Origin of the sequence: Streptomyces sp. NPDC002055, assembly GCF_040296705.1 — a bacterium.
Taxonomy (GTDB): Bacteria; Actinomycetota; Actinomycetes; order Streptomycetales; family Streptomycetaceae; genus Streptomyces.
Window position 1 is genome coordinate 20002 of the sequence record NZ_JBEOXS010000007.1, and the last position, 26820, is coordinate 46821.

General features: G+C 70.4%; 26 protein-coding genes, 1 tRNA gene and 2 pseudogenes. 20 read left to right on the forward strand and 9 right to left on the reverse strand.

The annotated features are described in order from the left end of the window. Window positions 1-53 precede the first annotated feature (53 nt). Genes ABT112_RS05625 through ABT112_RS05640 form a run of 4 tightly spaced genes read left to right on the forward strand, consistent with a single transcriptional unit; the run spans window position 54 to window position 2991 of the window. On the forward strand, window positions 54-362 hold the full coding sequence (locus ABT112_RS05625; RefSeq protein WP_351505905.1) for a hypothetical protein: 309 nt from the start codon (window positions 54-56) through the stop codon (window positions 360-362). Next, window positions 362-1705 (forward strand): hypothetical protein, encoded by a 1344-nt coding sequence (locus ABT112_RS05630; protein ID WP_351505907.1) that lies wholly within the window; start codon window positions 362-364, stop codon window positions 1703-1705. The genes ABT112_RS05625 and ABT112_RS05630 overlap by 1 nt, the downstream gene beginning before the upstream one ends. 40 nt (window positions 1706-1745) lie before the next feature. Beyond that, a complete protein-coding gene (locus ABT112_RS05635) occupies window positions 1746-2393 on the forward strand; it encodes a hypothetical protein (protein ID WP_351505909.1) in 648 nt (215 codons plus the stop codon). Window position 2394: 1 nt separating this feature from the next. Next, window positions 2395-2991 carry a hypothetical protein gene (locus ABT112_RS05640; protein WP_351505911.1) on the forward strand — a complete coding sequence of 199 codons (597 nt, stop codon included), beginning with the start codon at window positions 2395-2397 and terminating at the stop codon, window positions 2989-2991. 124 nt (window positions 2992-3115) lie between these two features. Here the strand turns inward: ABT112_RS05640 and ABT112_RS05645 are convergent, their stop codons facing one another. Next, window positions 3116-3802 (reverse strand): hypothetical protein, encoded by a 687-nt coding sequence (locus ABT112_RS05645; protein ID WP_351505913.1) that lies wholly within the window; start codon window positions 3800-3802, stop codon window positions 3116-3118. A gap of 172 nt (window positions 3803-3974) precedes the next feature. On the opposite strand from ABT112_RS05645, the gene ABT112_RS05650 reads away from it, so the two are divergent. The 4 genes from ABT112_RS05650 to ABT112_RS05665 all read left to right on the forward strand — a co-directional run bounded on the left by ABT112_RS05650 (window position 3975) and on the right by ABT112_RS05665 (window position 6772). Beyond that, a complete protein-coding gene (locus ABT112_RS05650; RefSeq protein ID WP_351505914.1) occupies window positions 3975-5204 on the forward strand; it encodes a helix-turn-helix domain-containing protein in 1230 nt (409 codons plus the stop codon). Between the two features lie 95 nt (window positions 5205-5299). Continuing rightward, complete coding sequence (locus ABT112_RS05655) at window positions 5300-5665, forward strand: DUF6415 family natural product biosynthesis protein (protein WP_351505916.1); 366 nt, start codon at window positions 5300-5302, stop codon at window positions 5663-5665. Continuing rightward, window positions 5662-5850, forward strand: a complete 189-nt coding sequence (locus tag ABT112_RS05660) for a hypothetical protein (protein WP_351505918.1) — start codon at window positions 5662-5664, stop codon at window positions 5848-5850. Before ABT112_RS05655 ends, ABT112_RS05660 begins: the two co-directional genes overlap by 4 nt. A 223-nt stretch (window positions 5851-6073) precedes the next feature. After that, a complete protein-coding gene (locus ABT112_RS05665) occupies window positions 6074-6772 on the forward strand; it encodes an aspartate/glutamate racemase family protein (protein WP_351505920.1) in 699 nt (232 codons plus the stop codon). A 76-nt stretch (window positions 6773-6848) separates the two neighbouring features. Here ABT112_RS05665 and ABT112_RS05670 read toward each other — a convergent pair whose 3' ends face one another. Next, window positions 6849-7169, reverse strand: coding sequence for a GYD domain-containing protein (locus tag ABT112_RS05670; protein ID WP_351505922.1), 321 nt, complete (start codon window positions 7167-7169; stop codon window positions 6849-6851). 429 nt (window positions 7170-7598) lie between these two features. Here ABT112_RS05670 and ABT112_RS05675 point away from each other — a divergent pair, with 429 nt between their 5' ends. The 3 genes and pseudogenes from ABT112_RS05675 to ABT112_RS05685 form a co-directional block, all read left to right on the forward strand. Further along, window positions 7599-8072, forward strand: a complete 474-nt coding sequence (locus ABT112_RS05675) for a hypothetical protein (RefSeq protein ID WP_351505924.1) — start codon at window positions 7599-7601, stop codon at window positions 8070-8072. 33 nt (window positions 8073-8105) lie between these two features. After that, complete coding sequence (locus ABT112_RS05680; protein WP_351505925.1) at window positions 8106-8645, forward strand: hypothetical protein; 540 nt, start codon at window positions 8106-8108, stop codon at window positions 8643-8645. Window positions 8646-8710: 65 nt separating this feature from the next. Beyond that, a pseudogene (locus tag ABT112_RS05685) lies at window positions 8711-8863 on the forward strand (site-specific integrase); the annotation flags it as partial. A 65-nt stretch (window positions 8864-8928) separates the two neighbouring features. Here the strand turns inward: ABT112_RS05685 and ABT112_RS05690 are convergent. From ABT112_RS05690 to ABT112_RS05700, 3 genes are all read right to left on the reverse strand, one after another. Next, a tRNA-Arg gene (locus ABT112_RS05690) sits at window positions 8929-9004 on the reverse strand. Window positions 9005-9160: 156 nt separating this feature from the next. Further along, on the reverse strand, window positions 9161-9511 hold the full coding sequence (locus tag ABT112_RS05695) for a PRC-barrel domain containing protein (RefSeq protein WP_351505927.1): 351 nt from the start codon (window positions 9509-9511) through the stop codon (window positions 9161-9163). A 102-nt stretch (window positions 9512-9613) separates the two neighbouring features. Then, window positions 9614-9784 (reverse strand): hydrophobic protein, encoded by a 171-nt coding sequence (locus ABT112_RS05700; protein ID WP_351505930.1) that lies wholly within the window; start codon window positions 9782-9784, stop codon window positions 9614-9616. A 230-nt stretch (window positions 9785-10014) separates the two neighbouring features. Between ABT112_RS05700 and ABT112_RS05705 the strand changes: the two genes are divergently transcribed. Continuing rightward, complete coding sequence (locus tag ABT112_RS05705) at window positions 10015-10434, forward strand: hypothetical protein (RefSeq protein WP_351505932.1); 420 nt, start codon at window positions 10015-10017, stop codon at window positions 10432-10434. Window positions 10435-10875: 441 nt separating this feature from the next. Here ABT112_RS05705 and ABT112_RS05710 read toward each other — a convergent pair whose 3' ends face one another. Further along, complete coding sequence (locus ABT112_RS05710) at window positions 10876-12177, reverse strand: M6 family metalloprotease domain-containing protein (protein WP_351505934.1); 1302 nt, start codon at window positions 12175-12177, stop codon at window positions 10876-10878. 359 nt (window positions 12178-12536) lie between these two features. Between ABT112_RS05710 and ABT112_RS05715 the strand changes: the two genes are divergently transcribed. Then, window positions 12537-13202, forward strand: a complete 666-nt coding sequence (locus tag ABT112_RS05715; protein WP_351505936.1) for a TetR/AcrR family transcriptional regulator — start codon at window positions 12537-12539, stop codon at window positions 13200-13202. Window positions 13203-13423: 221 nt separating this feature from the next. Then, on the forward strand, window positions 13424-14941 hold the full coding sequence (locus ABT112_RS05720) for an MFS transporter (protein ID WP_351505938.1): 1518 nt from the start codon (window positions 13424-13426) through the stop codon (window positions 14939-14941). A gap of 282 nt (window positions 14942-15223) precedes the next feature. Here ABT112_RS05720 and ABT112_RS05725 read toward each other — a convergent pair whose 3' ends face one another. Both ABT112_RS05725 and ABT112_RS05730 read right to left on the reverse strand, forming a co-directional pair. Beyond that, the gene (locus ABT112_RS05725; RefSeq protein ID WP_351505940.1) at window positions 15224-15724 is read right to left on the reverse strand and encodes a MarR family winged helix-turn-helix transcriptional regulator; all 501 of its coding nucleotides are present in this window, start codon (window positions 15722-15724) and stop codon (window positions 15224-15226) included. 136 nt (window positions 15725-15860) lie between these two features. Then, window positions 15861-16139 (reverse strand): annotated as a pseudogene (locus ABT112_RS05730) (GNAT family N-acetyltransferase); the annotation flags it as partial. 163 nt (window positions 16140-16302) lie between these two features. Between ABT112_RS05730 and ABT112_RS05735 the strand changes: the two are divergent. From ABT112_RS05735 to ABT112_RS05755, 5 genes are all read left to right on the forward strand, one after another. Then, window positions 16303-17364: a sigma-70 family RNA polymerase sigma factor gene (locus ABT112_RS05735; RefSeq protein WP_351505942.1), complete on the forward strand. Its 1062-nt coding sequence runs from the start codon at window positions 16303-16305 to the stop codon at window positions 17362-17364. Window positions 17365-17625: 261 nt separating this feature from the next. After that, entirely contained in the window at window positions 17626-19335 is a 1710-nt protein-coding gene (locus tag ABT112_RS05740) for an MFS transporter (protein WP_351505944.1), read from the forward strand. Between the two features lie 216 nt (window positions 19336-19551). Further along, window positions 19552-20313: a DeoR/GlpR family DNA-binding transcription regulator gene (locus ABT112_RS05745; RefSeq protein ID WP_351506153.1), complete on the forward strand. Its 762-nt coding sequence runs from the start codon at window positions 19552-19554 to the stop codon at window positions 20311-20313. Then, window positions 20310-21257: a 1-phosphofructokinase gene (gene pfkB, locus ABT112_RS05750; protein ID WP_351505946.1), complete on the forward strand. Its 948-nt coding sequence runs from the start codon at window positions 20310-20312 to the stop codon at window positions 21255-21257. Before ABT112_RS05745 ends, pfkB begins: the two co-directional genes overlap by 4 nt. 156 nt (window positions 21258-21413) lie before the next feature. Then, window positions 21414-23810, forward strand: coding sequence for a PTS fructose transporter subunit IIABC (locus ABT112_RS05755; RefSeq protein WP_351505948.1), 2397 nt, complete (start codon window positions 21414-21416; stop codon window positions 23808-23810). 191 nt (window positions 23811-24001) lie between these two features. Here ABT112_RS05755 and ABT112_RS05760 read toward each other — a convergent pair whose 3' ends face one another. After that, window positions 24002-25276: a low temperature requirement protein A gene (locus tag ABT112_RS05760; RefSeq protein WP_351505950.1), complete on the reverse strand. Its 1275-nt coding sequence runs from the start codon at window positions 25274-25276 to the stop codon at window positions 24002-24004. Between the two features lie 445 nt (window positions 25277-25721). Between ABT112_RS05760 and ABT112_RS05765 the strand changes: the two genes are divergently transcribed. Continuing rightward, window positions 25722-26819, forward strand: coding sequence for an MFS transporter (locus ABT112_RS05765; protein ID WP_502975248.1), 1098 nt, complete (start codon window positions 25722-25724; stop codon window positions 26817-26819). Window position 26820 lies beyond the last annotated feature (1 nt).

Genomic DNA, 26820 nt, shown 5'->3' on the forward strand with positions numbered 1-26820 from the left:
GTCCGAGGGGAGTCACGCCGAGGCACTCACGACGCGTAGGGGGAAACCGGACAGTGGGCGAGAACACGAGGATCGACGATCTGAACGTGATCCGCGAGATGGGTGTGGGGCTCGGCAGAATCAAGAGTGCGTTCGACGGCCTGTCCAAGCTGAAGGGGCAGTACGAGGACGACTTCGGCGAGCACGATCTCGCCTGGCAGTTCGGTGACTTCGTGGGGAACTGGGAACACCATCGCGAAGAGCTCGCTGAGGAGATCAAGGGCTTAGCCGACATCGCCAAGGGTGCTGCCAAGGCCTATGACGGCGTGGACAGCGCGTTGGCCAAAGCCCTCCGCGACTCGGACAAGCAGAAGAAGTCCTGATGGGCTCGGCGCGACCGCGTGACTGGCAGCCCCTGGCGGACACCGACCCGATCCCCGGTGACCCGGACCGGCTGGAGGAGCTCGGGCGCACATTACGCAGGACGGCCGACGAGCTGGAACGGCAGGTCCGTCACCTCAAGGCGGCGGCCGAAGTGGATTCCTGGGACAGCGACGCGGGCAAGGAGTTCCGCGAGAAGGCCAAGAAGTGCCGGGGCAGGCTCGAAGACGCACACAAGCGGTACGAGACGGCGGCTGACGCCATCGGCGACCGCATCGTGGATCACGGCAACGACTACGAAGCGAACGCGACCGCACCTGCCGGGGCGTACGTCACCGAACTCCGGCGGGCACAGCGGATCGCCGAGATCGCCCGCCGTGACGCCCAGGACGCCGAAGCGGACAAGAAGTCCGCGACCAAGGGGCTGGACGGGCTCTCCGGGAAGGACGACAAGGACCGGAAGTCCGCCCTGGAGGAACGGGAGAAGAGCGCCGGAAAGTCCCTGGAGGCGGCCGAGGAGAAGCTCCGCAAGGCGAAGGAGATCCGCGACGCCGCCGCGAAGAAGGCCCGCGACGCCATTGACGACGCTATCTCGGACGACTCCCTGAAAGACGGCTTCTGGGATGACTTCGCAGCCTTCGTCGACGGATTGGCGGACTGGACCGAGGCCATCTCCAAGTGGGCCGGAATCGCTGCCCTCGCAGTCGGTTGGATCCCCGTCATCGGTCAGGGCTTGGCGGGGCTGCTGGGGGCGATCTCGATGATCGCCACGCTGGTGAACATCGCCTGCACGGCGATCCAGGTCGGCATGGGTGACGAATCGTGGACGGAACTGGCCTGGTCGGCCGTCGGCCTGCTGGCGATGGGGGCCGGTAAGGCGTTCTCCAAGGTGGCCGGAAGGTATGTCTCCTCCACTCTCCGCAGGATGCGTCTGGTCAAGAATGGCCGGTCCACTCCACGCCAGTGGAAGCGAAATCGCAAGGCTTTCAACCGGCAGCTCACACGGTCCAATCGCTTTGAGAAGGGGGATATCAGCAAGTCTCTGCGAGAGCCCATCACCGACCCCTTCAAAGGCTCCACTTGGAAGGACGGCTTCAAGGGCGGATACGGCCAGGCATGGCGTGAGTTGAAGAACCGTGGGGGCGGGAGTGGAATCAAGGGCATGTTCAAGTCCGTCTCGCTCGCCGACGCCTCGGTTGCCTCGGACCTCAAGGAAGTGAAGCATCTGGGCAGGTCTCTCGGGGAGTACGACGCCGTGAACAAATTGACGCGCAGAGCTGCGGGGATGACTGCGGTGGGGTCAGGTATCACGGCGGGCGGGTTGTTTATCGATGAGGTCCATTGAGAAGCGAGAGTGGAGACCAGTGGAAGCGGTGGCCGGTCGGATGTCCGATCCCAAGGGTGAATATGTTGTGGACTTCGACTTTGATGGGAACTGGCTGGGGCTGACCCTGCACGAGGGAACCAGGGAAGAAGCGGAACGGATCGCCGCTGACCTTGTGGATCATTTCAATCCATTGGAGTTGCTGGTGGGGAAATCTCACCTGCATCAGGAACTCGCGGATCTGGCCATGAGCCTCAACAAGGAGGACCCCTCCATGGCCTGTGCCGTCTACAGCGTGGGCGGTGAATTCCTCGCTGAGATGGTGGGCAACTGCTACGGGGAGGACGGTGTGCAGCGGCCGTCGCCCGACGAGTGGCGTTCGCAACTGCTGGACTGGGGAAACGCGAAGCCGAAGAGCACGCCGGAGGTGACCGAACTCCAGTTGCCTGTTGGACATGCGGTGCGCGTGCAGGCAGTCCTTGAGGAGAAGCGTCGCTTCGGTTTCGGCCGTCGGCTCTCCGAGACAGTGCGCTACGCGGTCTGGCCGACGGGTCAGGATGAGGTCATTGTCATCGATGTCGACTGGTTGGCCATGCACCGCTCCGACGAGCTGACCGCTCTCGTCGACGAGCTGATGCCCACCATGCACCTGGTGCCCGTCCCGCCGGGAGCGGATGACGGCACCGGTACCGAGCCGGAAAAGCCCTGACATGGCATTGAAGACGGAGTGGACCACGCCGCCGAGTGACTACACGATCTTCGTTCCCGCTGGGTGGTTCCAACTCCCTCTGGATCCCAAGGAGCGGGACCGGGGCATCATCGCCCTGGCCGACCGGCAGTTCACCGGTGTCGACCATGCGCCGGTGCTCAAGGAACGCTTGATGCGGGACCTCCAGAAGCAGGCGAAGGCGGCGTATCGAGCAGGCGGTGTCGAGCTGTACATTTCCCTGCTGACGGTCCGCGGACTGCCGCTGGCCTCCTCGCTGCTGGTCAGCCTGCTGCCGGAGGGCTGGCCCGGATGCCGTACCGCGCACGACCTCGTGCGCCGGTTCGGAGAGATAGGCCGAAGGGCGGAAGTGACCCGGCTGGAGGCCGCAGGCGACGCCGCTCGTGAGCAACGCACGGAAGCTGCTGATCCTGAACGGCAGATGGGGAACACCCTCGCCACGACGACCGTGACCTACAACGTCCCGGTGCCGGCGAGCCGGAAATGGCTGACGCTCACCTTCTCCACCCCCATGGAGTCCGTGGCACCGAAAATGGTCGAACTCTTCGACACCGTGGCAGGGACGCTGCACTGGGAATAGGAGGCCGGCTCGACGGATACGGCGGACGCAGTGCCCTCCGTCAGCGGGCCCCCTCGCTGATGAACGGTGCACCTTGCGCTGTCCGGCTAGGCGGCCCCACGGTCACTGGTGCCCGGCCTGGTACTCACCTTGGGAAGTCGCTTTCGGGGAACGGCAGTTCCGGGGCGTCGGGAAAGAACTTCCGAGACGAGGCGTACATCCCGTAATAGGGATACATTGCAGGTATGTCCGCGCCCCGCCGACGGGCGATGCCGACGATCTCGCGGTATCGGCGAGCCCGGATCCGTACGTTACGCAGGGAAGGATTCCGCAGACTGGGGCGCCGCCATAGATACAGCCCCAGAATCAGCCCGACCACCAAGCCCGTATCGCCGCAGATGAAGGCGATCTGAAAGGAACGGGCCTTCTGCGAGGCCACCAGGTCCCAGAACGGCCAGGCGCCGAGCAAGAACACCGACAGCGGAATGGCGCCAAGGCATCCCATCGCGCGGGCCCGCCGGTTGTCCTCCCAGCGGTGGAACAGCAACCCATGGACGGCCTTGTCATCGAGGAAGTCGAAGCTCAGCTCTCGTCCGTACCGCTCCGCCGCCGCCCTGGCCTCGGGCACGGCGGCGATGACCGACGAAGCCACCATGCTGTGGACGCCGCCGTCATCCCCGATGAACTGTCCGGACCTCAGTCCATCGTGAGGACTCATGGAGGTGCTCCCATCCTTGTCGGTGTCGCCCAGCGCGCGTACGGCGCTCGGTTCCGGCAGTCGAGGCGGCCAACGTCTCTCTCGTTCCTGCACGCACGGCTCTGTGCCGGTCATGCGAGACCTTGTGCAAGCCGAGAGCAGCGGTGGACTGCAGTCAGTTCCCCGTAGCACAAGCTTGCGCCGTGAGCTGCGCCCTCCGCATCGTCACCGTCTCGTAAGCCCGTTCCCCGTAGACCAGTTGCGAGTCAGGGGTACATTCCCCCGTGACGCTAGGAATGGAGCCACTATGCCCCACTACAGCGACACTCAGGGAGCCGGGGACGGCAACGGCCAGAGGCTGGCCCGGCTGCGGATGCGGCGCCGTTGGACGCAGCAGCGGCTCGCCACCGAATCCGGCTACTCCCTCGCCGCAGTCCGCGCCTTCGAGCAGGGCCGCCGGGCCCTCGACCGGCCCGCTGTTGTCCTCGCGATGTGCCGGGCCCTCGACTGCCATCCCACGGAGATCACCGGAGGTCCGGTCGTCCCTCAGGGTTCCGATCGGGACGGGCAAGCCGCAGTCGCCGCGGTCGCAGCCGTGCGCCGCGCCCTGCTGCGCCACGGTCGCCCGGCCCGGCCCACTGAACTCGAGGTCAGCGAGGTCGACCTCGCTGAGCTGAGGAAACGCACAGTCGTAGCCAACCGTCACCGTCACGCTGCGGCATTCGCCCGCTCCGGAGGCGAACTCCCCGCACTGCTGCGTGATTTGCAGGTGGCGGCAGAAGTGCGCGAGGGCGACGACCGGCGCACGGTGTACGGCCTGCTGGCATCGGCGTACGAATGCGCGATGCAGTACCTGTACAAGCTGGGCCACGTCTCGGACGCCACACTCGCGACCGAACGGGTGGTGTGGTCCGCCCGGGAGACCGGCGACCCCTTGAGGGTGCTGGCCTCCCACTGGTACGACGCCGGAGAGTTCCTGAGTATCGGCGAGCACGACGAGGCCGGGGCCATCATCGACCATGCGCTGTCACAGCTCGGGACCGTGCGGGACCCAGGACCCGAGGCGGTGTCCTTGAGGGGAGCCTTCGAACTGAAGGCCTCGCTGAACCACGCCCGCGCGGGGGACGGCCGGGCAGCGGAGGGGCACTGGACCCGGGCGCGAGGGGTCGCCGAGGAACTGGGCGAGGACCGGAACGACTGGCAACTGCAGTTCGGCCCGACGAACGTGGCCATCTGGGGAGTCAGCCTGCCCGTCGAGCTGGGGCGGGGCAGGGAGGCCGTGGACCGCGCCTCCCGCGTGAAGCTGCCGGCCGACTACAGCCCGGAGCGCCGCAGCCATCACCACATCGACGTAGGCCGTGCCCACTTCTACAACGGCAACCGCGAACGCGCTCTGGAGGCGTTCCTGACAGCGGAGCGGCTGGCCCCACAGGCAACACGGATGCACGCCGGTGTGCGAGAGACCGTCGGGACCATGATTCGAACCCAGAGGAAAGGCCCTTGTATCGAGTTGGGTGTCCGGCTCGGCGTCATCTGACCGCGAGGTACTACAGCCTGTAGCACTTCCGTCACCGCTCGGCCCCTAGCGTCCTTGTACAGCGCGACGACGCAGGGATCGAGCGGGAGGACACCATGTTGGGAACCGGCGAGGGCAGCATTCACCAGGGCCCCGGCCCCATCGACGAAGCAACCATCCAGGACACCATCGTCCGGTCCTTACGCACCGCCTCCGGTCGCATCGACATGGCCGAGTTGGTGCGTCTCGACGAGCTGTTGCGCGGGCACATCGCGCTGCTGTTCCCCGGGGTGGAGGCGTCCACGGATCGTCTCTGGCGCGGCAGTGTCGCCTGGTATCAGCGGCGGGCCGGCCTGGACCGGATCCGGCGGCAGGTCGCCGAGGGGCTGGGCGAGGGACCCCTCTCCGCGCACATCCAGGTCACGGCCCTGGCGCGGGACTGCCAGTGGCTGCTCACCCAGCACCGGGAGGAACGCCCGTGACACGCCGGCTGTGCAACTGGCACCAGGACTACACCGACCGCCCCACCCTGATTGCCCTGATCGAGACCGGCAGCGGCCCCGGCGCGATCCTCTACGCCTGCCCCGAGTGCATGCGCATCTACCGGCTCCGGCCCTTCGACCCGGCCACGAGTGGCGGCCCCGTCTACCAGCGGCGCCGCACCTGAGACAGGGCCGTCGGCGGCGCCCCCCTGATGCCGGCGGCCCGCAACACCCAGACCCGAGGCGGGTCCGGCAGGTGTCGTTCGCCTCGACGTTGTGCTGCCGAAGCCGCCCCCATGGATGCATAGTCGGGTGCGGGGTACGGCTCCTTCTCCATCCCCTCGGACGATGCATGTACGCCAGAGAAATCCACGACAGCAGCAGCAAGAGGCATGCAAGAGTGGACAGATGAAGACCATTGGGTTGATCGGCGGCATGAGCTGGGAATCCACGGCCGAGTACTACCGGCTGTTGAATGAGCAGGTCAGGGAGCAGCTGGGTGGCTTCCACTCGGCCAAGTGCGTGCTGTACTCGGTCGACTTCGCCGAGATCGAGCGGCTGCAGGTCGCCGGGCGCTGGGACGAGGCGGGCGAGGTGCTGGCCGACGCCGCCCGCTCCCTCCGGAACGCCGGGGCGGACATGCTGCTGATCTGCACCAACACCATGCACAAGGTCGCCGATCAGGTGTCCGCGGCGGTGGACATTCCGCTCCTGCATCTGGCCGACGCGACAGCGGCTGCGGTGCAAGCCGCCGGCCTGCATCGAGTGGGACTGCTGGGCACCGCGTTCACCATGGAGCAGGACTTCTACCGTGACCGACTGGCCGGCCACGACTTGAAGGTCCTGGTCCCCGACGCGGACGACCGGGCCGTCGTCCATCGGGTGATCTACGAGGAGCTGGTCCTCGGCATCGTCCGCGAGGAGTCCCGCGCGGCCTACGGCGAGGTCATCGGCAGGCTGGTGGCCTCCGGTGCGGAGGGCATCATCCTCGGCTGCACGGAAATCGAGCTCCTCATCGGCCCGGAGCAGAGCCCCGTCCCCGTCTTCGCCACCACTCGCCTCCACGCCGAGGCCGCCGTCACTGCGGCACTGGCGACGGGACGATAGCCCGGGCCGGTATTGCACATGCGCTCTGGCATGTACGCACCGAACCGATAACCGATGACGTAGTGCTGCTCGTCCCCTACGCGCTGGGAGCCCGGAAGGGGACTTGCCGACGGGTGGCCTCGTCGATCTCCTCGACGGTGAGGAGGGGAGTGGCCCGGGTGTGCAGGGCCCCGCTGGCCTTGACGGTGAGGCTGATGGCGGCCATGGAGACCGGGTCGGGGAGGTCGATGATGAGTACGACGTCGTTCTCCCCGAAGGTGAAGTACACGGACTCGACCGTCCCGCCGAGGGCCGTGACGACCTGCTCGACGGCAGCGCGCCGCCCACTCGCGCCTTCCTTGAGCAGCCCCTTGGTGCCGTCGGCTGTATAGGTGGCGTGGATCAGAAACTTCGGCATCAGGACGCTCCCTGCCCATCGCATGTCCGGTGTGCAGATTGCCTTCCCGCTGGCACGCCGACCGCCACGCACCGAATGGCCTGATTCACCCGTTGGACGCCAATATGGTGGGGGTGCCTGCTGACGGCAGCCGACTCCATGTCGACATGTCGATGTAGCGGACGTAGTGGCACGCGTAGGGCAGAGCCCAGAAACGACCAAGGGCCGACCCGGGAGGAAACCCGCCTGGACCGGCCCCTTCTTCTGTGCCCCCGGCAGGATTCAAACCTGACACCCGCTTAGGGGTTCTGCCTCGACGTCCGTGGACGTGCCTCATTGAGCGCGTCCTAGGTGATGCCATACGCCAATGCTCGTGCTGGTTCGGCAGTGTGCCCCGCTGTTGCCGTCAAATGCTGCCGTCACACATCCGGCTCTAGCTAGCCTGCCTCCATGCGAACGCCACCTATTGACCTTGTGAAGCGCGTCGTCTGGAGCTTACGAGCGCAGGGTATGGAGCCTGCGCTTGGTGGGTCTGGTTTGCTCGTTGCCCTCGGGCTCGCCGAGATTGCTCACGACTGGGATCTGACCGTTGACTCCCCGGACGAAGCGGTGCGCGACGCGCTTGCCGAGGGCGGGTTCCGGTTCTCGGATGGGACCGGCGGCGATCCGCTTTATGCGACGAGGCGGAGGTTCGTCATTGACGGTGGGGATCACTCAATCGACCTGCTGGTGGGATTCGCACTGTGGTCTGCGGACCAAGTCGTGCCGTTGCCTTCGCAGGTCACAGGCTCGTGGAGAGGGCTGCCGTTGGCGGACCCCGTGGTTTGGGAGCAGGCGTACGTTCTACTGGGACGGCAAGGGAAGGCAGCCATGCTGCGGCAGTGGTTGACCGGGGAGCCTGAGACCGGGATGACCCGTGCCTGAGGTACTGACCGAGCTCGCGAATATGGAGGCCAGATGGACGAGGGTGTCGCCGCGGTCGTCGCTTCGGCGGTCACGGGAGGAACCGCGGTAGCAGTAGGTGCACTGACCTATCTAGCAACGCGTCTGCAGTCTCGCACCGAGCACATGCTCTGGCGCAGCCAATCCCGCCAAGACGCCTTCGCCCAGTGGCTCACGCTGGCCGGGGAGTTGAGCACTCTCGCACGCGAAGCACTGGAATCCCCCACCCATGCCCAAGCATCCGCGATAGCAGGAACGGGCATGGAGCGATGTAACCAGCTGATGGGATTGGTGACCGCCGTCGAACTACATGGCCCAGCCCACATCGCGAAGCGATTCGAGGACTGGATTCTCGCCACCGCGGTCCACCTGGATGCAATCAAGAGACTAGGCGACTCAGTGCCTGAGGGCTGTCGGGAGCACCTCGACGAAGCGCTGGAGAAGAGTGAGATCTGCCTCCGCGAATTGACGGCAGCGGCTCGCGAAGCGCTCGACCACCCCACCCGTCGGCGCGCCGGCCGTATCCGCCCCGCGTCCGGGTGGCTCCGGCAGTAGCACCACCTACTGCCGCCCTGAGGGCACCTGCCTGAGCTCCGCCCTGTCCAGTCAGCACTGCTGCTGCCGTCGGTGTCGCCCCGAGGGCAATCATGGAGATCCTCGGGCACAGCCAGATGATCACGATGGACGTGTACACCCACGTCGCCCACGACACGCAGCGGGAAGCGATCAGCCACATGGACCGGCTACTCAAGCGCCGTCTGCCGACCGCCTGAGACGCGACTGCCGTCAACTAGTGCAGCCAAGGGCCCCTGGATCATGATCGATCCGGGGCCTTGGCTGGTGCCCCCGGCAGGATTCGAACCTGCGACACCCGCTTTAGGAGAGCGGTGCTCTATCCCCTGAGCTACGGAGGCGGGGATCTTCGGTGCCTCAGTGTAGCGGGTGGGGTCGGCCGGCTGGCTGGGGACCGGAGCATCGTCGGGGGCGGACGGCCGGAGGGGCCGACGCGGCGCCGGGCCGCCGGGTCCTCCTCGGGGGAGGCCGGCGGCCCGGCGCGCGGTGGGTGCTGGTCAGGCGGGGAAGCCGCCGTAGTAGCCGCCCACCTGGCGGTGGTATTCCGGGTCGGTGGAGTGCTGGTCCCTGTCGAACTCCGGGGCATTTTTGATCTCGTCCTTCGTGCGGGCGACGAAGAGCGTCCTCAGTTCGTGGTCGACGCTGGAGATGGTGCCCGCAGGCAGCAGGACGTGCTTTCCGAAGATCCAGATTCCGGTGTCGACGATGACGAAGGCCGAGCCCGCCTCGTCGAAGTGCTTGTCGACCTTTCCTACGCTGCCGTCCGTGGCCTCCACCGTGTATCCCGCGAGGTCGGTGCCGGTCAGGTAACCGGCCGTCGGCGTGTAAGCCCAGATGTTCTCGGTCACAGGTGAATGCCTCTCTGTTCCTGCGGGTGATCGGGTCCTGTCCGCTTCAGCGGACCAGGTCCTGCTGATCATCGTTGTGCTGCCGTCGTGTCCCGGCCGGGTCTACCAGCGGTACCAGCGGCCCCGGCGGCCGCCCGAGGCGGCGGGGCGGACCACGAAGCCCAGCAGCCAGACGACCAGGACGATCGCCGCTATCCACCACAGGGCCTTGAGGGCGAAACCGGCGCCGAAAAGCAGGGCGGCGAGCAGGAGTACGAGAAGAAGGGGAACCATGTCTATCAACCTCCGGTGACTCGAATTCCCGTGCTTTTGCTGGTCATTCCTGCTGGATGATTGGTTTGTCGGCTGCTGGGGCGGGTACTCGACGGCACTTGTGTTCGTCAGCGGCGGTATTTTCGCGCGATGTTCGAGAACTGACGTGATCTCAGGGGTTGGTGTTCTTCGTGGGGGCCGGTCGGTATCGCGATGGGTTTGCTGGGATGCCGAGCGGTTAGGCGAAGGTCATGACTGAGAAAAAGAATGTGCGTACCGCTGCCCGTCGTACCACTGCCAACGCCAGGGCCGCCGAGGCCAAGGCCAAGGACACCGCCGACAAGGCCAAGGACACGGCCGGTGAGGCGGGGGCGACCGTGGGGAGCGCGGCGACGACCGCGACGCGGGCCGCGCAGGCCGCCGCGGGGAAGGCGCAGGTGGCTGCCGACAAGGCGGTTGCCACCGGTCGCACTGTGGCTGCGGAGGCCCCCAAGAAGGCCGTTGCCGCGGCGGGCACGGCCTGGATGGTGATCAAGGCGCGGAAGGTGGCGACCGTCGCCGCCGGTGCCGGAGCCGCCGTGGCCGGTGCCACCGTGGTGGTGCTCCGTCGGCGCGCCGCGCGCCGCCGTCGCCCGCTGGCGCGGCTGACCGGTGGCCGGCTGGGCGTCTGACGGTGGACGCCGGGAGGTGCGGGTGGTCCGCACCTGTTCGGCGGGGCTCCGATGGGGCGGGCTTCCGTACCCGTCCGGCAGCCTGCCGGTACCACTGCCGCCCACGATCCGCGTGCGGATCCGCCCGTGAGTCCGGGACCGGACCCACGGCCGCAGGGAGTTCCTGCGATGTCACCCGGCTCGGGTGACCCGGCCCATGCGCCCGCCACGGCGGGGCGGCCGGAGCGGATCCGCACGCGGAAGCATGTGCGGGGGCGGGTGTGCGCCGTGGCGCCGTGCGAGCGCTCAGCGCGCTGCTCGGTGGGGGGCGCGGGGTTGTGCGTCGCGTCCGTGGGGCGCGTCATCGCCCGATGGCCGGTACCGGCGCCGGGCCGGGAGGGCCGACCGCAGGCGTCAAAACCGCAGGCGTCAGAACCGCAGGCGTCGGAAGGGCCGGGGGAGTCACGAGGGCCGGGTGATCCGTACCCGGTGGTTGCCGGACGCGTCGGAGCCGATGACCTCCACGGTGATCCCGGTGGTGCTGTCCGCCATCCGCTCCCCGGGGGCGAACGGCGCGTCGGTCAGCTCCGCGTTCACGTTGGGCCGGGTCGTGCAGCCGTCGCTGTGCGGCTTGCTGTCCTTGACGGTGACCGGCCCCTCGCCGCTGCTCACCCCGGTGTCGATCCAGTAGACGAGGACCCCCGGTTTGCAGACGGCGGCGTCGTTCCCCTCCTGGGTGCGGACCTCGACCGCGTACCCCGTCCGTCCGGAGACCGGCACGTACACCAGCTTGGTGCCGTCCGGGCGGGCGAGCGGGCTGATGGTGTGTTCGCTGCTCCCGGTCCCGTCGGCGCAGACCACCTGCTTGCCGCCGAGCCAGCCGAGCTTGCGTTTGTGCCAGGCGAGGAAGTCGTTGTTGGCCCCCCAGTCCTCGGACATGATGTCCCAGTGGCCGGCCCGGGTGCCGCCCTGGGCGGTGTAGAGGTCGGGCAGTCCGAGGGCGTGGGCGTTCTCGTGCGGCAGGACCCGGTAGGCGTTCAGCCCCGCGGTCGCCGAGCCGTCGTCCTGGCGGCTGTAGACGAACGACATGTGGCCGAGCGTCACCCCGTCCGCCTGCGGGGCGTCGCGTATGCCGGCGAAGGTCACGGAGAGCACGGTGTCGAGCGCGGACGGGCCGGCGTTCGGCGTCACCAGCACATTGACCACGTCGTACGCGCCGAAGTCGACCCGGGCGTCGGCGGCCTCCGCGATGTCCTTCGCCAGCTGCCGGTAGCCCGGCTCGTAGCTGACGCCGCGGTCCACCCCGTACTCGACGAACGAGCGGGGCATCCGCAGCCACTCCATGACCGGCGCCTCGGCCCGGTACTCCAGCGCCCCGTAGGAGCTGGTCCGGTACCAGTCGGCGGTCGCCGGGAAGAACTCGTCGAACCGCGCCCGCGGGCTGCCCTCGCCGTGCGCGTCGGGGAAGTCGATCATGAGGTTCAGGGACCGGAGGACTCCGGTGCTCGGGCTGTGGCCCGGCGGGGTCGGCAGGCCTTCCGACATCTGCACCCCGGGGACGGTGGCGGGCGCGCAGGGGGCGTCCGGTTCGGCCCGGGTGGCCGGGGAGGGGCCCGAGGTGCCGAGGGTGACGGTGGCGGTCGCGGTGGTGGGGGCGGTGAGCCCGAGGGCGGCGACGGCGAGGAGCGCGGTGCAGCGGCGGGGCTTGCGGGGGCGGGCCCTGTGCGCGAGGGCCTCGCCTATTCGGGGGCGGTGTGGCGTCATGCTGCCGCCTTCCGGTCGGGGGCAGTCGTCCACGGCCGACCGCGCTCTGTGACCACCGTGCTGCGGCGGACCGGGCGGTGGCGCGCCGGATGCGGCCGTCCGGGCGGCAGCCCTGCGCCGTCCGGGCGACGTTCCACCCCGGAGCGTTATAGCGCGGAGGCACGCGGCGTTCGCGGCCCGGCCGGGGTGGGGTGTGACGCAGGTCACGGCGGCGGCCTGAAATATCCGGGGACTCAGTCCCCGTTAAGACGGTGTCCGGATCAAACGGGGACTCGCTCCCCACATCCCGCGCCCGCCGCGGGGCCGGACCGTCCAGCAGGGCAGGAACCGGCGACGGGTCCGACACGACCAGGAGAGGGGTGCCGGAGTTGGTCACCACCACCAGCCCCACCACCGAGCGGCACCACAAGCCCCGGCTGCGGGCCGACGCGCTGCGCAACCGGAAGCTGATCATCGCCGCTGCCCGGGAGCTGCTCGTCGAGCAGGGCCCCGACATCCCGCTGGACGAGGTCGCTCGTCGCGCGGGCGTCGGCAACGCGACGCTCTACCGTCACTTCCCGGACCGCGGCGAGCTGATCCACCGCGTCACGCTGGACGTCATGTCCCGGATCGCCGACCAGGCCGAGGCCGCGCTCGCCGAGGAGACCGACAGCTTCGAGGCGCTGCGGCGCTTCGTCCACGCGGCGGCCGACGAGCGGATCGGGGCGCTCTGCCCGCTGCTGGCCGAGGGTATCGACCGCGACCATCCGGAGCACGCGGCGGCCCGCGACCGGCTCGATCACGCCATCGAAGCGCTGATGGACCGCGCGCGGCGCGACGGCCGGCTGCGGGAGGACATCGCCGTCGGCGACCTGATGGTGGCGATCACTCAGCTGACCCGGCCGCTGCCCGGCAACGCCTGCGGCGGCTTCGACCAGTTCATCCACCGCCATCTGCAGCTGTTCCTGGACGGCCTGCACACCCCGGCCCGCTCCGAACTCCCGGGCTCCGCGGCCACGCTGGAGGACCTCCGGCAGCAGCCCTGAGCCCGTACCGCCCTGTTGGGCCGGTACCGGGCGGCGTCCCGCACGCACCGTGATCTTGCACGCACCGACCTTCCCGCGACAGGCACCCCGCGTTTCCCGCCCGCTTCCGCCGTCCCTCCGTTCTCCGTCCTCCCGTTCACCGTCTTCCTGTTCTCCCGTTCTCCGTCCTCGCTTCTGAACGTCCCGTTTCTCCCACTCCGCACCCTGAGGTAGGCACAGCCATGCCCGATTCCGTTCCGGCACTCGATCCACGGCGCTGGAAAGCGCTGATCTTCATCGCCCTCGCCCAGCTGATGGTGGTCCTCGACGCGACCATCGTGAACATCGCGCTGCCCTCCGCCCAGGCCGACCTCGGCATATCCGACGGCAACCGGCAGTGGGTCATCACCGCGTACGCCCTGGCCTTCGGCGGGCTGCTGCTCTTCGGTGGGCGGATCGCCGACCTGTGGGGCCGCAAGCGCGCCTTCCTCGTCGGCCTGGTCGGCTTCGCCGGCGCGTCGGCCCTGGGCGGCGCCGCGGTGAACACCGGGGTGCTCCTCGGCTCCCGCGCGCTGCAGGGGGCGTTCGGCGCGCTGCTCGCGCCGGCCGCGCTGTCCCTGCTCGCGGTGATGTTCACCGACGCCAAGGAGCGGGCGAAGGCGTTCGGCATCTACGGCGCCATCGCGGGCGGCGGCGGTGCCGTCGGCCTGATCCTCGGCGGCTTCCTCACCGAATACCTGGACTGGCGCTGGACGTTCTTCGTGAACATCCCGTTCGCCGTCATCGCCGCCGCCGGCGCGTACTTCGTGATCCGGGAGCCCGAGGGCAGCCGGAACCGCTCCACCCTCGACATCCCGGGCGTGGTGCTCTCCACGCTCGGCCTGGTCGCCCTGGTGTACGGCTTCACCCGCGCCGAGTCCGACGGCTGGACCTCCTCGGCCACCCTCGGCCTGTTCGTCGCCGCCGGGGTGCTGCTGGCCGCGTTCGCCCTGGTCGAATCCCGGGTCAAGGCGCCGCTGCTGCCGCTGCGCGTGGTTACCGAGCGGAACCGCGGCGGGGTCTACGCCTCGCTGGGGCTCGCCGTGATCGCGATGTTCGGCCTGTTCCTCTTCCTCACCTACTACCTGCAGATCGTGAAGGGGTACTCGCCGGTCCGGACCGGCTTCGCCTTCCTCCCGATGATCGCGGGCATGATCACCGGCTCGACGCAGATCGGCGCCCGGCTGATGAACCGTGTCCCGCCGCGGCTGCTGATGGCACCGGGCTTCCTGGTCGCCGCCACCGGCATGCTGCTCCTGACCCGGCTGGAGGTCGGCAGCGACTACACCACGCTGATCCTGCCGGCGCAGCTGCTGCTCGGCCTCGGCATGGGCACGGCTTTCATGCCGGCCATGAGCCTGGCCACGTACGGGGTGCAGCCGCGGGACGCCGGGGTGGCCTCCGCGATGGTCAACACCTCGCAGCAGGTCGGCGGCGCCATCGGAACCGCGCTGCTGAACACCATCGCGGCGAGCGCCACCACGGCCTACGCGACCTCGCACGCGGCCGGGGCGACGTCGCCGAAGGCCCTGAAGCTCGCGGCGATGGTGCACGGCTACACCAGCGCGATCTGGTGGGCGGTCGGCATCCTGCTGGTGTCCTCGGCCATCGCCTTCACCTTCATCACCACCCGCGGCCAGGGCGGGCAGAAGGTCGCGGGCTCGGGCGACGAGGGGCACCCGGTGGAGGACGAGGTGACGGTGCCGGTCCTCGCGCACTGACGCGCTGAACGGTCGTCGCGCACGGACCGGTCTTCGCGTACTGGCCGGTCGGCGCATACCGGCCGGTCAGGGGCCCCGCTCGTGCCGAGCGGGGCCCTGCGGCTGTGCGGGGACGGTGGTGGGTGATGGCGGGCGGGCGTGATGGCGGGCGGGGCGTGCGGTCCGGCCTGTTCCTCGCGGACGCGGCGGTGCCGGCTCAAGCGGATCCCCGGCTCAAGCGGATCCCCGGCTCGAGCGGATCCGTGGGCTCAAGGGCATCCCCGGCCCAAGCGCATCCCCGGTTCAGCGCAGCCAGGGAAGGTCCGCGCCCCGCTCCGGCTGGAGCCCCTCGGCCATGATCCGGCAGATCTCGCCCAGTTGCTCCACCTGCTGCGGGTCGAGCCGGTCGAAGATCGCGGCGCGGACGGCGGCCACATGGCCCGGGGCCGACTTCTCCAGGACCGCGTACCCCTCCTCGGTGAGGACGGCGAGCTGCCCGCGCTTGTCGGACGGGCAGTCCTCGCGACGCACCCAGCCCTGCTTCTCCAGACGCGCCACGGCGTGCGAGAGGCGGGACCGGGTGATCTTGGCGTTCTGGGCCAGCTCCGTCATCCGCATCCGGCGGCGCGGGGCGCGCGCCAGGGCCACCAGCAGGCCGTAATAGACGTGCGGCATGCCCGCGTCGCGCTGCAACTGGCGGTCGAGGTGATCCTCCAGGAGCGCGGTCGCGTGCAGATAGGCCTGCCAGGTGCGCTGTTCGTCGTCGGTGAGCCAGCGGGGCTCGTCCGCGGTTCCGCTTGTCATGGGACCACTGTACGAGGGCAGTTCTTGAAAGTTGAACAAAAAGGTGGGTCCCTTGAGGCGACAAGGGGCCTGTCGCGGAGTTCGGTGAGAGGGGTGGGGCGCCTGGGGTGAGGGGGATCACCCGGCGCCGCGGGGCGGTGACCTCGACCGAGGTCGCGTACGCCGGTTTCGGCCGGAACGGGCTGCTCGTGGCGTAGCCGGCCACACGCCCGCCGCGATCCTGCGCAACCAGGAGGCGATGTGGGCCGTCTTTCGGGTAGGGGAGCAGCCACGGGCGACGTTGCCCGGCAGTGAAGGGCTCGGTGTCGAAGGTGATCACCGTCTCGCGGACGTAGTGGTTGTAGATGTCCGTCAGGGCCGCGAGGTCGCCTTCCGTTCCCGGCCTGACCTGCACATCGGCTGGCTCGATCCGCATGGTGCCCCCTCTGTGGCCGGACAGGGTACTGCATGATCACAAAAATCGTCGGACGGCTTGGGAATTCTGTCCGGATTCCAGTCGTTGTTTCCATCGGAACGGGCACCCGATCCGAGGTGTACGTCCGCTTGACCCGCGACCGACTCATCGCAAGGGAGCACGCATGGCAACCCGTGCCGTCGCCCGTCGTCAGTCCGCCTCCACCGAGACCGACCGGGCCAACAGTGTTCGCGCTGCAGGCGGGGAGATCGCCGACCGCGACCTGGTCGGCATGTACCTCGACGAGATAGCGCGCACACCCCTGCTCGATGCCGCGAAGGAAGTCGAGCTCTCCCAGACCATCGAGGCGGGTGTCTACGCCCGGCAGATCCTCGACGGCGTGGAGGCGTCACCCGTCGCCGAGGGCGAGGGCTCCGGCTCCGGGGAGGGCGAGGGCTCCGGGGAGGGCAAGAGCTCCGGGGAGAGCGCGAGCCGCGAGGAGCTGGAGGTCGTGGCTGCCGAGGGCGAGCGCGCCAAGGACGTGTTCATCCGTTCCAATCTGCGGCTGGTCGTCGCCGTGGCCCGCCGCTACCCGCGCAGCGGGCTGCCGCTGCTGGACCTGATCCAGGAGGGCAACGCGGGCCTGGTGCGCGCGGTCGAGAAGTTCGACTACACCAAGGGCTTCAAGTTCTCGACGTACGCGACCTGGTGGATCCGGCAGGCCATCACCCGTTCCATCGCCGACCAGTCCCGGACGATCCGGCTGCCCGTGCACCTGGTCGAGGAGCTCGGCCGGATCCGGCGTGTGCAGCGCGAGTTCAACCGCGAGAACGGCCGGGAGCCGGAGCACGCCGAGATCGCCGCCGAGTTGGGCTCCACGCCCGAGCGCGTGGGCGACGTCCTCGACTGGGCGCGCGACCCGGTGAGCCTCAACATGTCGGTGGACGACGAGGGCGAGACCCAGTTCGGCGACCTGCTGGAGGACACGTCGGCGGCCACACCCGAGCAGTCCGTGCTGGTGATGCTCCGCCGCGAAGGCCTCGACGAGCTGATCGGCAAGCTCGACCACCGCACCGCGTCGATCATCAAGATGCGGTACGGCATCGAGGACGGCCGGGAGCGGACCCTGACGGAGGTCGGCAAGCGGCACGGCCTGACGCGCGAGCGGATCCGCCAGATCGAGAAGCACGCGCTGCTGGAGCTGAAGAAGATGGCGCGCGACACCGGCTTCGACGCCGCCGCGTAAGCCCCCTGAACCGCCGCGCAAGCCCCCGAGCTGCCGCGTCGGCCCCCTGAACCGAACCCCGGTGCCCTCCCCCCCCGGCACCGGGGTTCGCCCTGTCCGGTCCTCCGGCCCTGCCCGTGACCGTATGGGACATCTCCTGTCCTAGAGGCGCCCTAGTGTTCGGTGCGCTCCAGGAAGTGCCCGGGAAACGCCCCGGAACCGCCGCCCCGGCACCGCCTGACCGAAAGTGCCCGACCGGAAGTGCCAGAAAGGCCGCGCCTCATGACCACCGCCCCCGTCCCCGCCGCCGTCACGGACCCGGCGTCCGCACCACCCGACCCCCGCCGCTGGCTCGCGCTCGCCGTGGTGATGACCGCGAGCTTCATGGACCTGGTGGACGTCACCATCGTGAACATCGCGATCCCCGAACTGCGGCGCGACATCGGCGCCTCGTTCACCGCCATCCAGTGGATCACCGCGGGCTACGCCCTGGCCTTCGCGGCGGGGCTGATCACCGGCGGCCGGCTCGGCGACATCTACGGCCGCCGGCGGATCTTCCTGCTCGGCATGGGCGGGTTCACGCTGGCGTCGATGCTGTGCGGTATCGCCGCCGATCCGGAGATGCTGGTGGCGGCCCGGCTGCTGCAGGGCGCCGGCGGGGCCTTGATGGTGCCTCAGGTGCTGGCCATCATCCATGTCACCTTCCCGGCGCACGAACGGGGCAAGGTCTTCGGGATGTTCGGTGCGGTGATCGGCCTCGCCGCGGTGTCGGGCCCGCTGATCGGCGCGCTGCTCACCCAGTGGAACCTCTTCGGCCTGGAATGGCGGCCGATATTCCTGGTCAACCTGCCGGTCGGCATCGCCGGGCTGTTCCTCGGACGCCGCTTCATCTCCGAGTCCCGGTCCCCGCACGCCCTGCGGCTGGACCTGGTCGGTGTCGCCCTGGCCACGCTCGGCCTGGTGATGCTGCTGTACCCGCTCACCCGGGGCCGCGAGCTCGGCTGGCCGCTGTGGGGGCATCTGTGCATGGCGGGCAGCGTCGTGGTCTTCCTCGGCTTCGTCGCGCATGAGCGGGCCAAGACCCGCCGGGACGGATCGCCCCTGGTGGAGCTCTCCCTGTTCCGGGTGAAGAGCTTCGCCGCGGGCATCGGGGTGTCGCTCACCTTCGGCGTGGTGACCGGGATCTTCTTCCTGGTCTGGACGATGTACATGCAGCTCGGCCTGGGCTGGAGCGCGCTGCGGGCGGGGCTGACCGGCGTGCCGTTCTCGCTCGCGGTGTCGGCCGCCGCGGGCGTCTCCGTGCAGAAGCTGGTCCCGAGGTTCGGCCGCCGGGTGCTGCAGGCGGGCGCGCTGGCGATGATCGCCGGACTGCTGCTCTACATCTGGGAGGCCGACCACTTCGGAACCGGCATCTCCTCCTGGCAGATGGCCTTTCCGCTGGTCGTGATGGGGATCGGGATGGGCCTGATCGTGGCTCCGCTGACCGAGGCCGTGCTCTCCGAGGTGCCGCGGGAGCACTCCGGATCGGCCTCGGGGCTGATCAACACCACCCAGCAGGTCGGCGTGGCGCTGGGGCTCGGGCTGGTCTCCGTCGTGTTCTTCGGAGAGCTCGACGACCTCGCGCCGGGTGCCGGGGGCCGGCCTGTGACCCCGGACGCCATGGGCCAGGCCTTCGCCGGCGCCTTCACCCACGCGCTGGGCTGGGTCGCCGGAATCCTGGGCCTGGTCTTCGTCCTGGTCTACGCGCTGCCGGCGAAGGCGCGGACGGTGGGCGAGGCGGCCGGCGCGGAGGACGCGGAGGCGACGCGGGACGGCGACGCGGGAGATGCGGCGGAGGTGCGGGACGGCGACGCGGGAGATGTGCCGGACGTGGCGGACGGCGACGCGGGAGATGCCGCGGACGTGGCGGACGGCGACGCGGGAGATGCCGCGGACGTGGCGGACGGCGACGCGGGAGATGCGGCAGGCAGGGAAGCCGCTCTGACCGGCTGATCACCGAGCGGCTCGGGCCCGTCCCGGTCCGAACCGGGTGCCGCCCGGGGAGCCGGGCGGCCGAGGAGGCGCGCAGCGGGTCCAGCCCTGTCCGGCTGTACTTGCTCCGTTGTCCGGCTGTGCCCGTTCCATGTCCGAACCTCTTTACTTCCCGGGAATCGCGCCGTAGCCTCCCGGGGAATCACAGGTTCGGGCATGGAACGGATGCAAACCCACATGTACGCACCGGAGCGCCAGCAGGAGATCCTCCGCCTCGCCCGCGAGGGCGGTCGGGTGGACGTGCTCTCCCTCGCCGAGGAGTTCCAGGTCACGGCCGAGACCATCCGGCGCGACCTGAAGGCACTCGACCGGGCGGGGCTGGTCCGGCGTGTCCACGGCGGCGCCATTCCGGCGGGCCGCCTCGACTTCGAACCCGACCTCGCCGAGCGGGAGAGCACCGCCGCCGACGAGAAGGACCGCATCGCGCGCGCCGCCATCGAGGAACTGCCCACGTCCGGAAGCGTCATCCTCGACGCCGGCACGACGGTGGCCCGGCTGGCCGCCGCGCTTCCGCTCGCGGCCGAGCTCACCGTCGTCACCCATGCGCTGCCCGTCGCGGCCCGGCTCGCCGACCATCCCGGCGTCGCCCTCCACCTGGTGGGCGGCAGGGTCCGGCACCGGACCCGGGCCGCGGTCGACGCCTGGGCGCTGCGGGCCTACGGCGAGCTCCACGCCGATGTGCTCTTCCTCGCCACCAACGGCTTCTCCCCGGAGTCCGGTCTCACCACCCCCGACCTGGCCGAGGCCGCCGTCAAACGCGCGGCCGTCGCCGCCGCCCGGAGGGTGGTGCTGCTCGCGGACTCCGCCAAGTCGGGCCAGGAACACTTCGCCCGCTTCGGTGACCTGTCGGACGTCGACCTGCTCATCACCGACACGGGGCTCGGGGCCGATGCCGCGCGCGCCGTCGAACGGGCCGGCACGGAGCTGGTCCTCGCATGATCCTCACCGTCACACCGAACCCGAGCCTCGACCGGACGTACGAGGTTCCCCGCCTCGACCGGGGCGAGGTGCTGCGCGCCACCGGTGACCGGATGGACCCCGGCGGCAAGGGCGTCAACGTCTCGCGTGCGGTCGCCGCCGCCGGGCACCGCACGCTCGCCGTCCTGCCGCTCGGCGGCCCCGCGGGTGACGTGGTCGCCGGGCTGCTGGAGACGGAGGGCATCTCCGTGGCCCCGGTGCCGGTGGCCGGCCACACCCGCTCCAACATCTCCGTCGCCGAGCCGGACGGCACCCTGACGAAGATCAACGCCGCCGGACCCGAACTCGCCCCGGCCGAGGCGGCATCGCTGATCGACACGGTCCGCGCCCACGCCGCCGGCGCCGACTGGATCGCCTGCTGCGGCAGCCTGCCGCGCGGGCTGGCCCCCGCGTGGTACGCGGAACTGGTCGCCCGCGCCCACCGGGCGGGCGGGCGCATCGCCCTCGACGCCTCCGGGCCCCCGCTGGTCGCCGCACTCCGCGAACACCCCGACGTGGTCAAGCCGAACGCCGAGGAACTCGCCCAGGCCACGGGCCGTCCCCTCACCACGGTCGGTGACGCGCTCCGGGCCGCGTCGGACGTACGGGACATGGGCGCCCGCGCCGTACTGGCGAGTCTCGGCGCGGACGGACAACTGCTGCTCGACGACTCGGGCGCGTACTTCGGCAGCGCGGCCGTGGCGGCCGTACGCAGCAACGTCGGTGCGGGGGACGCGTCCCTGGCGGGCTTTCTGGCCGCGGGCGGCACGGGCCCCGACGCCCTCGCCGCGGCCGTGGCCCACGGCGCGGCGGCCGTGCGGCTGCCCGGCAGCGTCATGCCCGCACCCGCCGACCTCGACCCGGCCGCGGTCACGGTGACCACCGACGTGCCACTGGACCGCGTGTTGAAGGAGCCCGCGACATGACCGGGCGGCGAACGGTTCGGCGCACGGCTCCGCGGGCGGGCCGGTGGTCGGCCGCCAGTCCGCCCCGGCCGAGTGGCCGGTTGCCCAGAGCGGGGGCCACGGCCCCCGTACCCCGTAGCCGCCCGTAGCGACGGTCCACGTGCGAAGGAGCCCGCGATGAGCGAGATGATCACCGCGGATCTGGTCGATCTCGACCTGTCCGCCGACACCAGGGAAGCGGCCACGCGCGCTCTCGCCGAACGGATGGCGGCCCTGGGCCGGGTGACGGACCTCGACGGGTTCCTGGCCGATGTGGCCGCCCGCGAGGCCCGGATGCCGACCGGTCTGGAGGGCGGCATCGGCATACCGCACTGCCGCAGTGCCCATGTCACCGAGCCGACGCTCGCCTTCGGACGGGCCACTCCCGGTGTCGACTTCGGCGCACCGGACGGACCGGCCGACCTGATCTTCCTGATCGCCGCGCCGACGGGGGCGGACGACGCCCATCTGTCGATTCTTTCGAGCCTGGCCAGACGGCTGATGGAGAGCGAGTTCACGACCTCGCTGCGCTCCGGGCGGAGTGCCGAGTCGATGGCCGCGCTGCTCCGGGGCGAGGGCGCGGCGGACACGGAGTCGGGCCCCGAGGCCGTTGCCGACGCGGCGGGCCCGGATGCCGCTGCCGGCGGGGTCGACGCTGCTGACGCTGTCGGCGGGGCCGGCGGGGTCGGCCTTCCGGAGTCCGGTGGGACGGCGGGCGGCACGACCGGGACGGCCGAGACGGCCGAGATGACTGCCTCGACGGGTGCTGCCGGGACGACCGCCTCGACGGGCGCGGCCGGGACGACCGCCTCGACGGATGCGGCCGGGACGACCGCCTCGACGGGTGCGGCCCAGATGACCGCCGCGGCCTCCGACGCCGAACCGGCGGGCGGCGAGAGCGTTCCGTTCCGGATCGTGGCCGTCACCTCGTGCCCCACGGGAATCGCGCACACCTACATGGCCGCCGAGTCCCTGGAACGGGCCGCTCGCGCCGAGGGAGTCGAAATCGACGTCGAGACACAGGGATCGGCGGGGTTCCAGCGGCTCGACCCTGGCGTCATCGCCGCGGCGGACGCCGTGATCTTCGCGCATGACGTTCCGGTACGGGCCAAGGAACGTTTCGCCGGGAAGCCCGTCGTCGATGTCGGGGTGAAGGCCGGAATCAACCGACCGGCGCAACTGCTCGCCGAGGCCCGGCAGAAGGCCCAGCACGCCGAGTCCGGGACCGGCGCGTTCCCGTCGGAGCCCGCCGACGCCACGGCCCGTAGCACCGCGGGCGGGCCACGCCGCCCGCTGCCGCTGCGCGCTCATGCGGCAGAGGGTGCCGCCGCAGGTGGAGGCGCTGCCGGTGAGGCCGGCGCCGGATCCGGGGCGGCGGCTGCCAGGGCGGCCGGTGGCTCAGGCGGAGGAGCCACGGGCGAAAGCGCCGCCACCCGGCTGCGGACCTGGCTGATGACCGGTGTCAGCTACATGGTTCCCTTCGTGGCCGCCGGAGGCCTCCTCATTGCCCTGGCGTTCGCGATCGGGGGCTACCAGGTCGACAAGGCGCCGTCCGTCGCCGAGCACTTCCTCTGGACCGAGGCGGCCAGTTGGGCCGCGCTGCTCTTCCAGATCGGTGGCACGGCCTTCGAATTCCTCGTCCCCGTCCTCGCCGGCTACATCGCCTACGGGATGGCCGACCGGCCCGGCCTCGTGCCCGGTTTCGTCGGCGGCGCCGTCGCCCTCACCATCAACGCCGGATTCCTCGGTGGCCTGATCGCCGGACTGCTCGCCGGAGCCGTGGTGATGGCGGTCCAACGCGTCGATGTCCCCGCAGCGCTGCGCGGCATCATGCCCGTCGTGGTCCTGCCGCTCGTCTCGTCGGCGGTGGTCGGGTTCCTGATGTTCCTGGTGGTGGGCAAGCCGGTCGCCGCCCTGCAGAAGGGGCTCACCGACTGGCTGAGCGGCCTCTCCGGTGCCAACGCCGTCGTGCTCGGCGCCGTCCTCGGCCTGATGATGTGCTTCGATCTGGGCGGCCCGCTCAACAAGGTCGCGTACGCCTTCGCGATCGGCGGGCTCACCCATCCCAACGACGGCAGCCTCAAGGTCATGGCCGCCGTGATGGCCGCGGGGATGGTTCCGCCGCTGGCCATGGCGGTGGCGACGACCGTGCGCGGCTCGCTGTTCACCAAGGCGGAACGGGAGAACGGCAAGGCCGCCTGGGTGCTGGGCGCCTCCTTCATCACCGAGGGCGCGATCCCGTTCGCCGCGGCCGATCCGATGCGGGTCATCCCCTCCGCGATGGCGGGCGGTGCCGTCACCGGGGCGCTGTCGATGGCGTTCGGCTGCACCCTGCGTGCTCCGCACGGCGGTGCGTTCGTGGTTCCGCTGATCGGGAGCCCGCTGCTCTACGTCCTGGCGGTAGTGGCCGGTACGGGGGTCTCGGCGGCGCTGGTCGTCCTCCTCAAGAGCACCCGCCGCACCGCGGACGGTTCCGCGGGCCACGGCGCCGCCGCTCCGGCCGCCGAGACGCCGGAGGTCGCGGTTCCGGCCTGACGTCCTCGCCCCCTCGGACCGCCAGCAGCGCCCCGACCGCCAGCAGCCCCGGCCGCCACAGCGCGTCCGTCAGCAGTGCCCCGACCCTCACAGCGCGTCCGTCAGCAGTGTCCCGACCGGTCAAACAGCCCCCGGCCCGGTGAACAGCCCCCGGCCGATGCCGGCCCGGCACAGACCTCGACCCGGGGAGGTCACCGGGCCACCGCCCGCGCCTGCCGGTGGCTCACGGTGAGGCCGACCGCGATGGACATCGCGGAGGCCAGCCCCGCCAGCAGGACGGCGGAACGTCCGGCGAACGTGCAGGCCAGCACCGCGATCGCGGTCGCCGGCAGCACCGCTTGGCCGATGCCGTGCTTGGCGAACCGGGCGTGGAGGACCCAGACGGTGACGAAGTAGACCGCCGCAGGGACGGTCACGGCGGCGGAGGCCGCGGTCACGGAGATGTGTGCCTTGCCGATGGTCTGCTCGACCGCCACCTCGATGCCGGCGCCGATGGCCGCCGCGGAGCCGAAGACCAGATAGTGGCCGTACCCCCAGAGGAAGGCGGCGCGATTCGAGGTCAGCCGCTCATGGGCCGGAACCACGAAGTAGATCCACCACGCGGAGAAGATGATCAGCAGCCCGCCGGCTGCGATGGGGAGCAGATCGATCAGCTTCTCGTGCTCGTCGAGCGCGGACCGGACCGCGGTGGTCGAGGCCGCGATGGTCTCCCCGAGCACGATGATGGTGAACAGCCCGTAGCGTTCGGCGATGTGGTGCGGGTGCCAGGTCGTCTGCCAGGCGCGTTCCGCCCAGGCGGGCACGGTCAGCTCGACGCAGGCCATGGCGAGGAACAGCCATGGCTTCGCGTGGTCCGGCAGAAACAGCAGTCCCGACCAGCCGACCTGGCAGAGCGTCACGCCGATCGCGTAGCGCAGCGCCGTCGCCCGTTCCGCGCCGCCCGTGGACCAGGCGGCGCGCAGCCACTGGGACACCAGGGCGATCCGCATCACCACATAGCCGAACCAGGCGCCGTCGAAGTCGTCGTCCTCGAACGCGCGCGGCACCGAGGCGGCGAGGATCAGCACCCCCACGATCTGGATCAGGGTCACCAGCCGGTACGGCACATCGTCGACGTCGTACGCGGAGGCGAACCAGGAGAAGTTCATCCAGGCCCACCAGATGGCGAAGAACGTCATCAGATAGAGCGTGATGCCGTGCCCGGGGTGGCCTTCTGCCAGGGCGTGGACGAGACCGAGACCCGCCTGCGCGATCGCGACGACGAAGCAGAGGTCGAAGAAGAGCTCCAACGGAGTGGCCGCCCGGTGCTCCTCGTTGCGGTCGCGGGCGGCCATCCGGACCAGGGGAGGGGCCGCGTGGCCGTGGCCCGCACCGACGGGGCCGGAACGCGTGGAGTCGCCGGACGGCTCACCGGATGGGCCCCCGGACGGGTCACCGGACGCGTCGGAGGGGTTCTGCTCGCTCATCGGTGCGCGTGCCCTTCGCTCGTGCGGCCTGGCTCCGGAGGCTCCTCACCGGAGGTCCGTGACGCCTCACCCGGAGGTCCGTGACCGGCGTTTCCTCGCCACGGAGACCCGGCCCGGAGGCTCCTGGCCCCGGCCGGCGCACCGTCGGGCTCCGACGTGCGGCCCGCGTCCGGAACGCGGCCGGGTTCCAGCACAGCAGATACCCGACCCGGCCGCGCGATGGCGCCGGAGCCGGCCCATTCGGCCGCCCGCCGGGCGGAGGCAGCGGTGTGCCGGGCCCGGCAAGGCAACCGTTGATGTCCCGACCGGCGAAGTGCCCCGAGGGGGAAGGGGCGGCGGGGAGCGCCGGCGCGGCACAACGACCCGCCCGGCCGACGGGCGCACGGCCTCACCCGCCCGTCGCCCAAATCGGGCTGAAGCTCGCATATCTCGATACGGTGACCGCGTGGCCGCGTCCTCGGAGACACCCCGGGAGAACTCCGTCCAAGGGGAGAGCTCCGCCCCATGGGAGGTCCCGCCACGCCCCGGCAGTCTCCGGGCGACCTCGACGGCCACGCTGGTCTCCTTGCTGCTGACCGTGCTCATCGTGGTCGGCAGCCGATACCTGGAGGGCTTCGACGCGGCCCTGCTGCCGTATGCCGTGGCCACGGTGTTCCTCGCCTTCGGGGTCGTCTACCGCTACACGGTGTGGGCTCAGGCACCCGCCGCCCGGCGGCTGTTCCGGCAGGGTGTGCGGGCCTGCTTCTCGCGTGCCGGTCTGCGGGGATCCGCCGCCGCCCTGCCACGGGTGGCCACCGCGTCTCTGGGCCTGCGGAGCTTCTCCGGGCCGCGCTCCCGGGCCCGCTGGGCCGCCCATCAGGCCGTGCTCTGGGGATCTGTGCTGGCCGCCCTGGTGGCCGTCCCCCTTTCCTGGGGCTGGATCAGCTTCACCGCGGTCAACTCCTCCGGACCGGGCTACGAGCTGCGTCTCTGGGGGCGGACCGTGGTCGGCTTCGACTCGGCCTCCCCCGCGGGGTGGGCGCTGTTCCATGTCCTGGACCTGGCGGCCGTCCTGGTGCTCGCGGGCGCCGGGTACTTCCTCTGGCGCCGGATCAGGGACCGGGCCCCGGTGACCGGCCAGCGCTTCGGCTACGACCTGGTCCCGCTCCTCGCCCTGATCGTGATCTCGGTGACCGGCCTCCTGCTGACCTTCTCCGCGCTGGCTCTGCACGGCGGTGGCTACGAGTTCCTGGCCGTTCTGCACATGACCTCGGTGGTCTTCGCTCTCATCCATCTTCCGTTCGGGAAGTTCTTCCATGTGGTGCAGCGTCCGGCGACCGCCGGAGTCCAGGCGTTCACCGACACCGCCCGGCAGGGCGGTGACACCGCGCTCTGCCGCCGCTGTGCGGCCCCGCTGGCCCCGGTCCCCGCGGTCGCGAACCTGCGCGGCACGATGCGTGACCTGAGACTCCGTTTCGACCAGACGGCCGAATACTGCCCGCGCTGCAAGCGGGTACTGCGCGGGAGCGCCTATCTCTCCGATGTGAAGAAGGGCTTCCGATGAC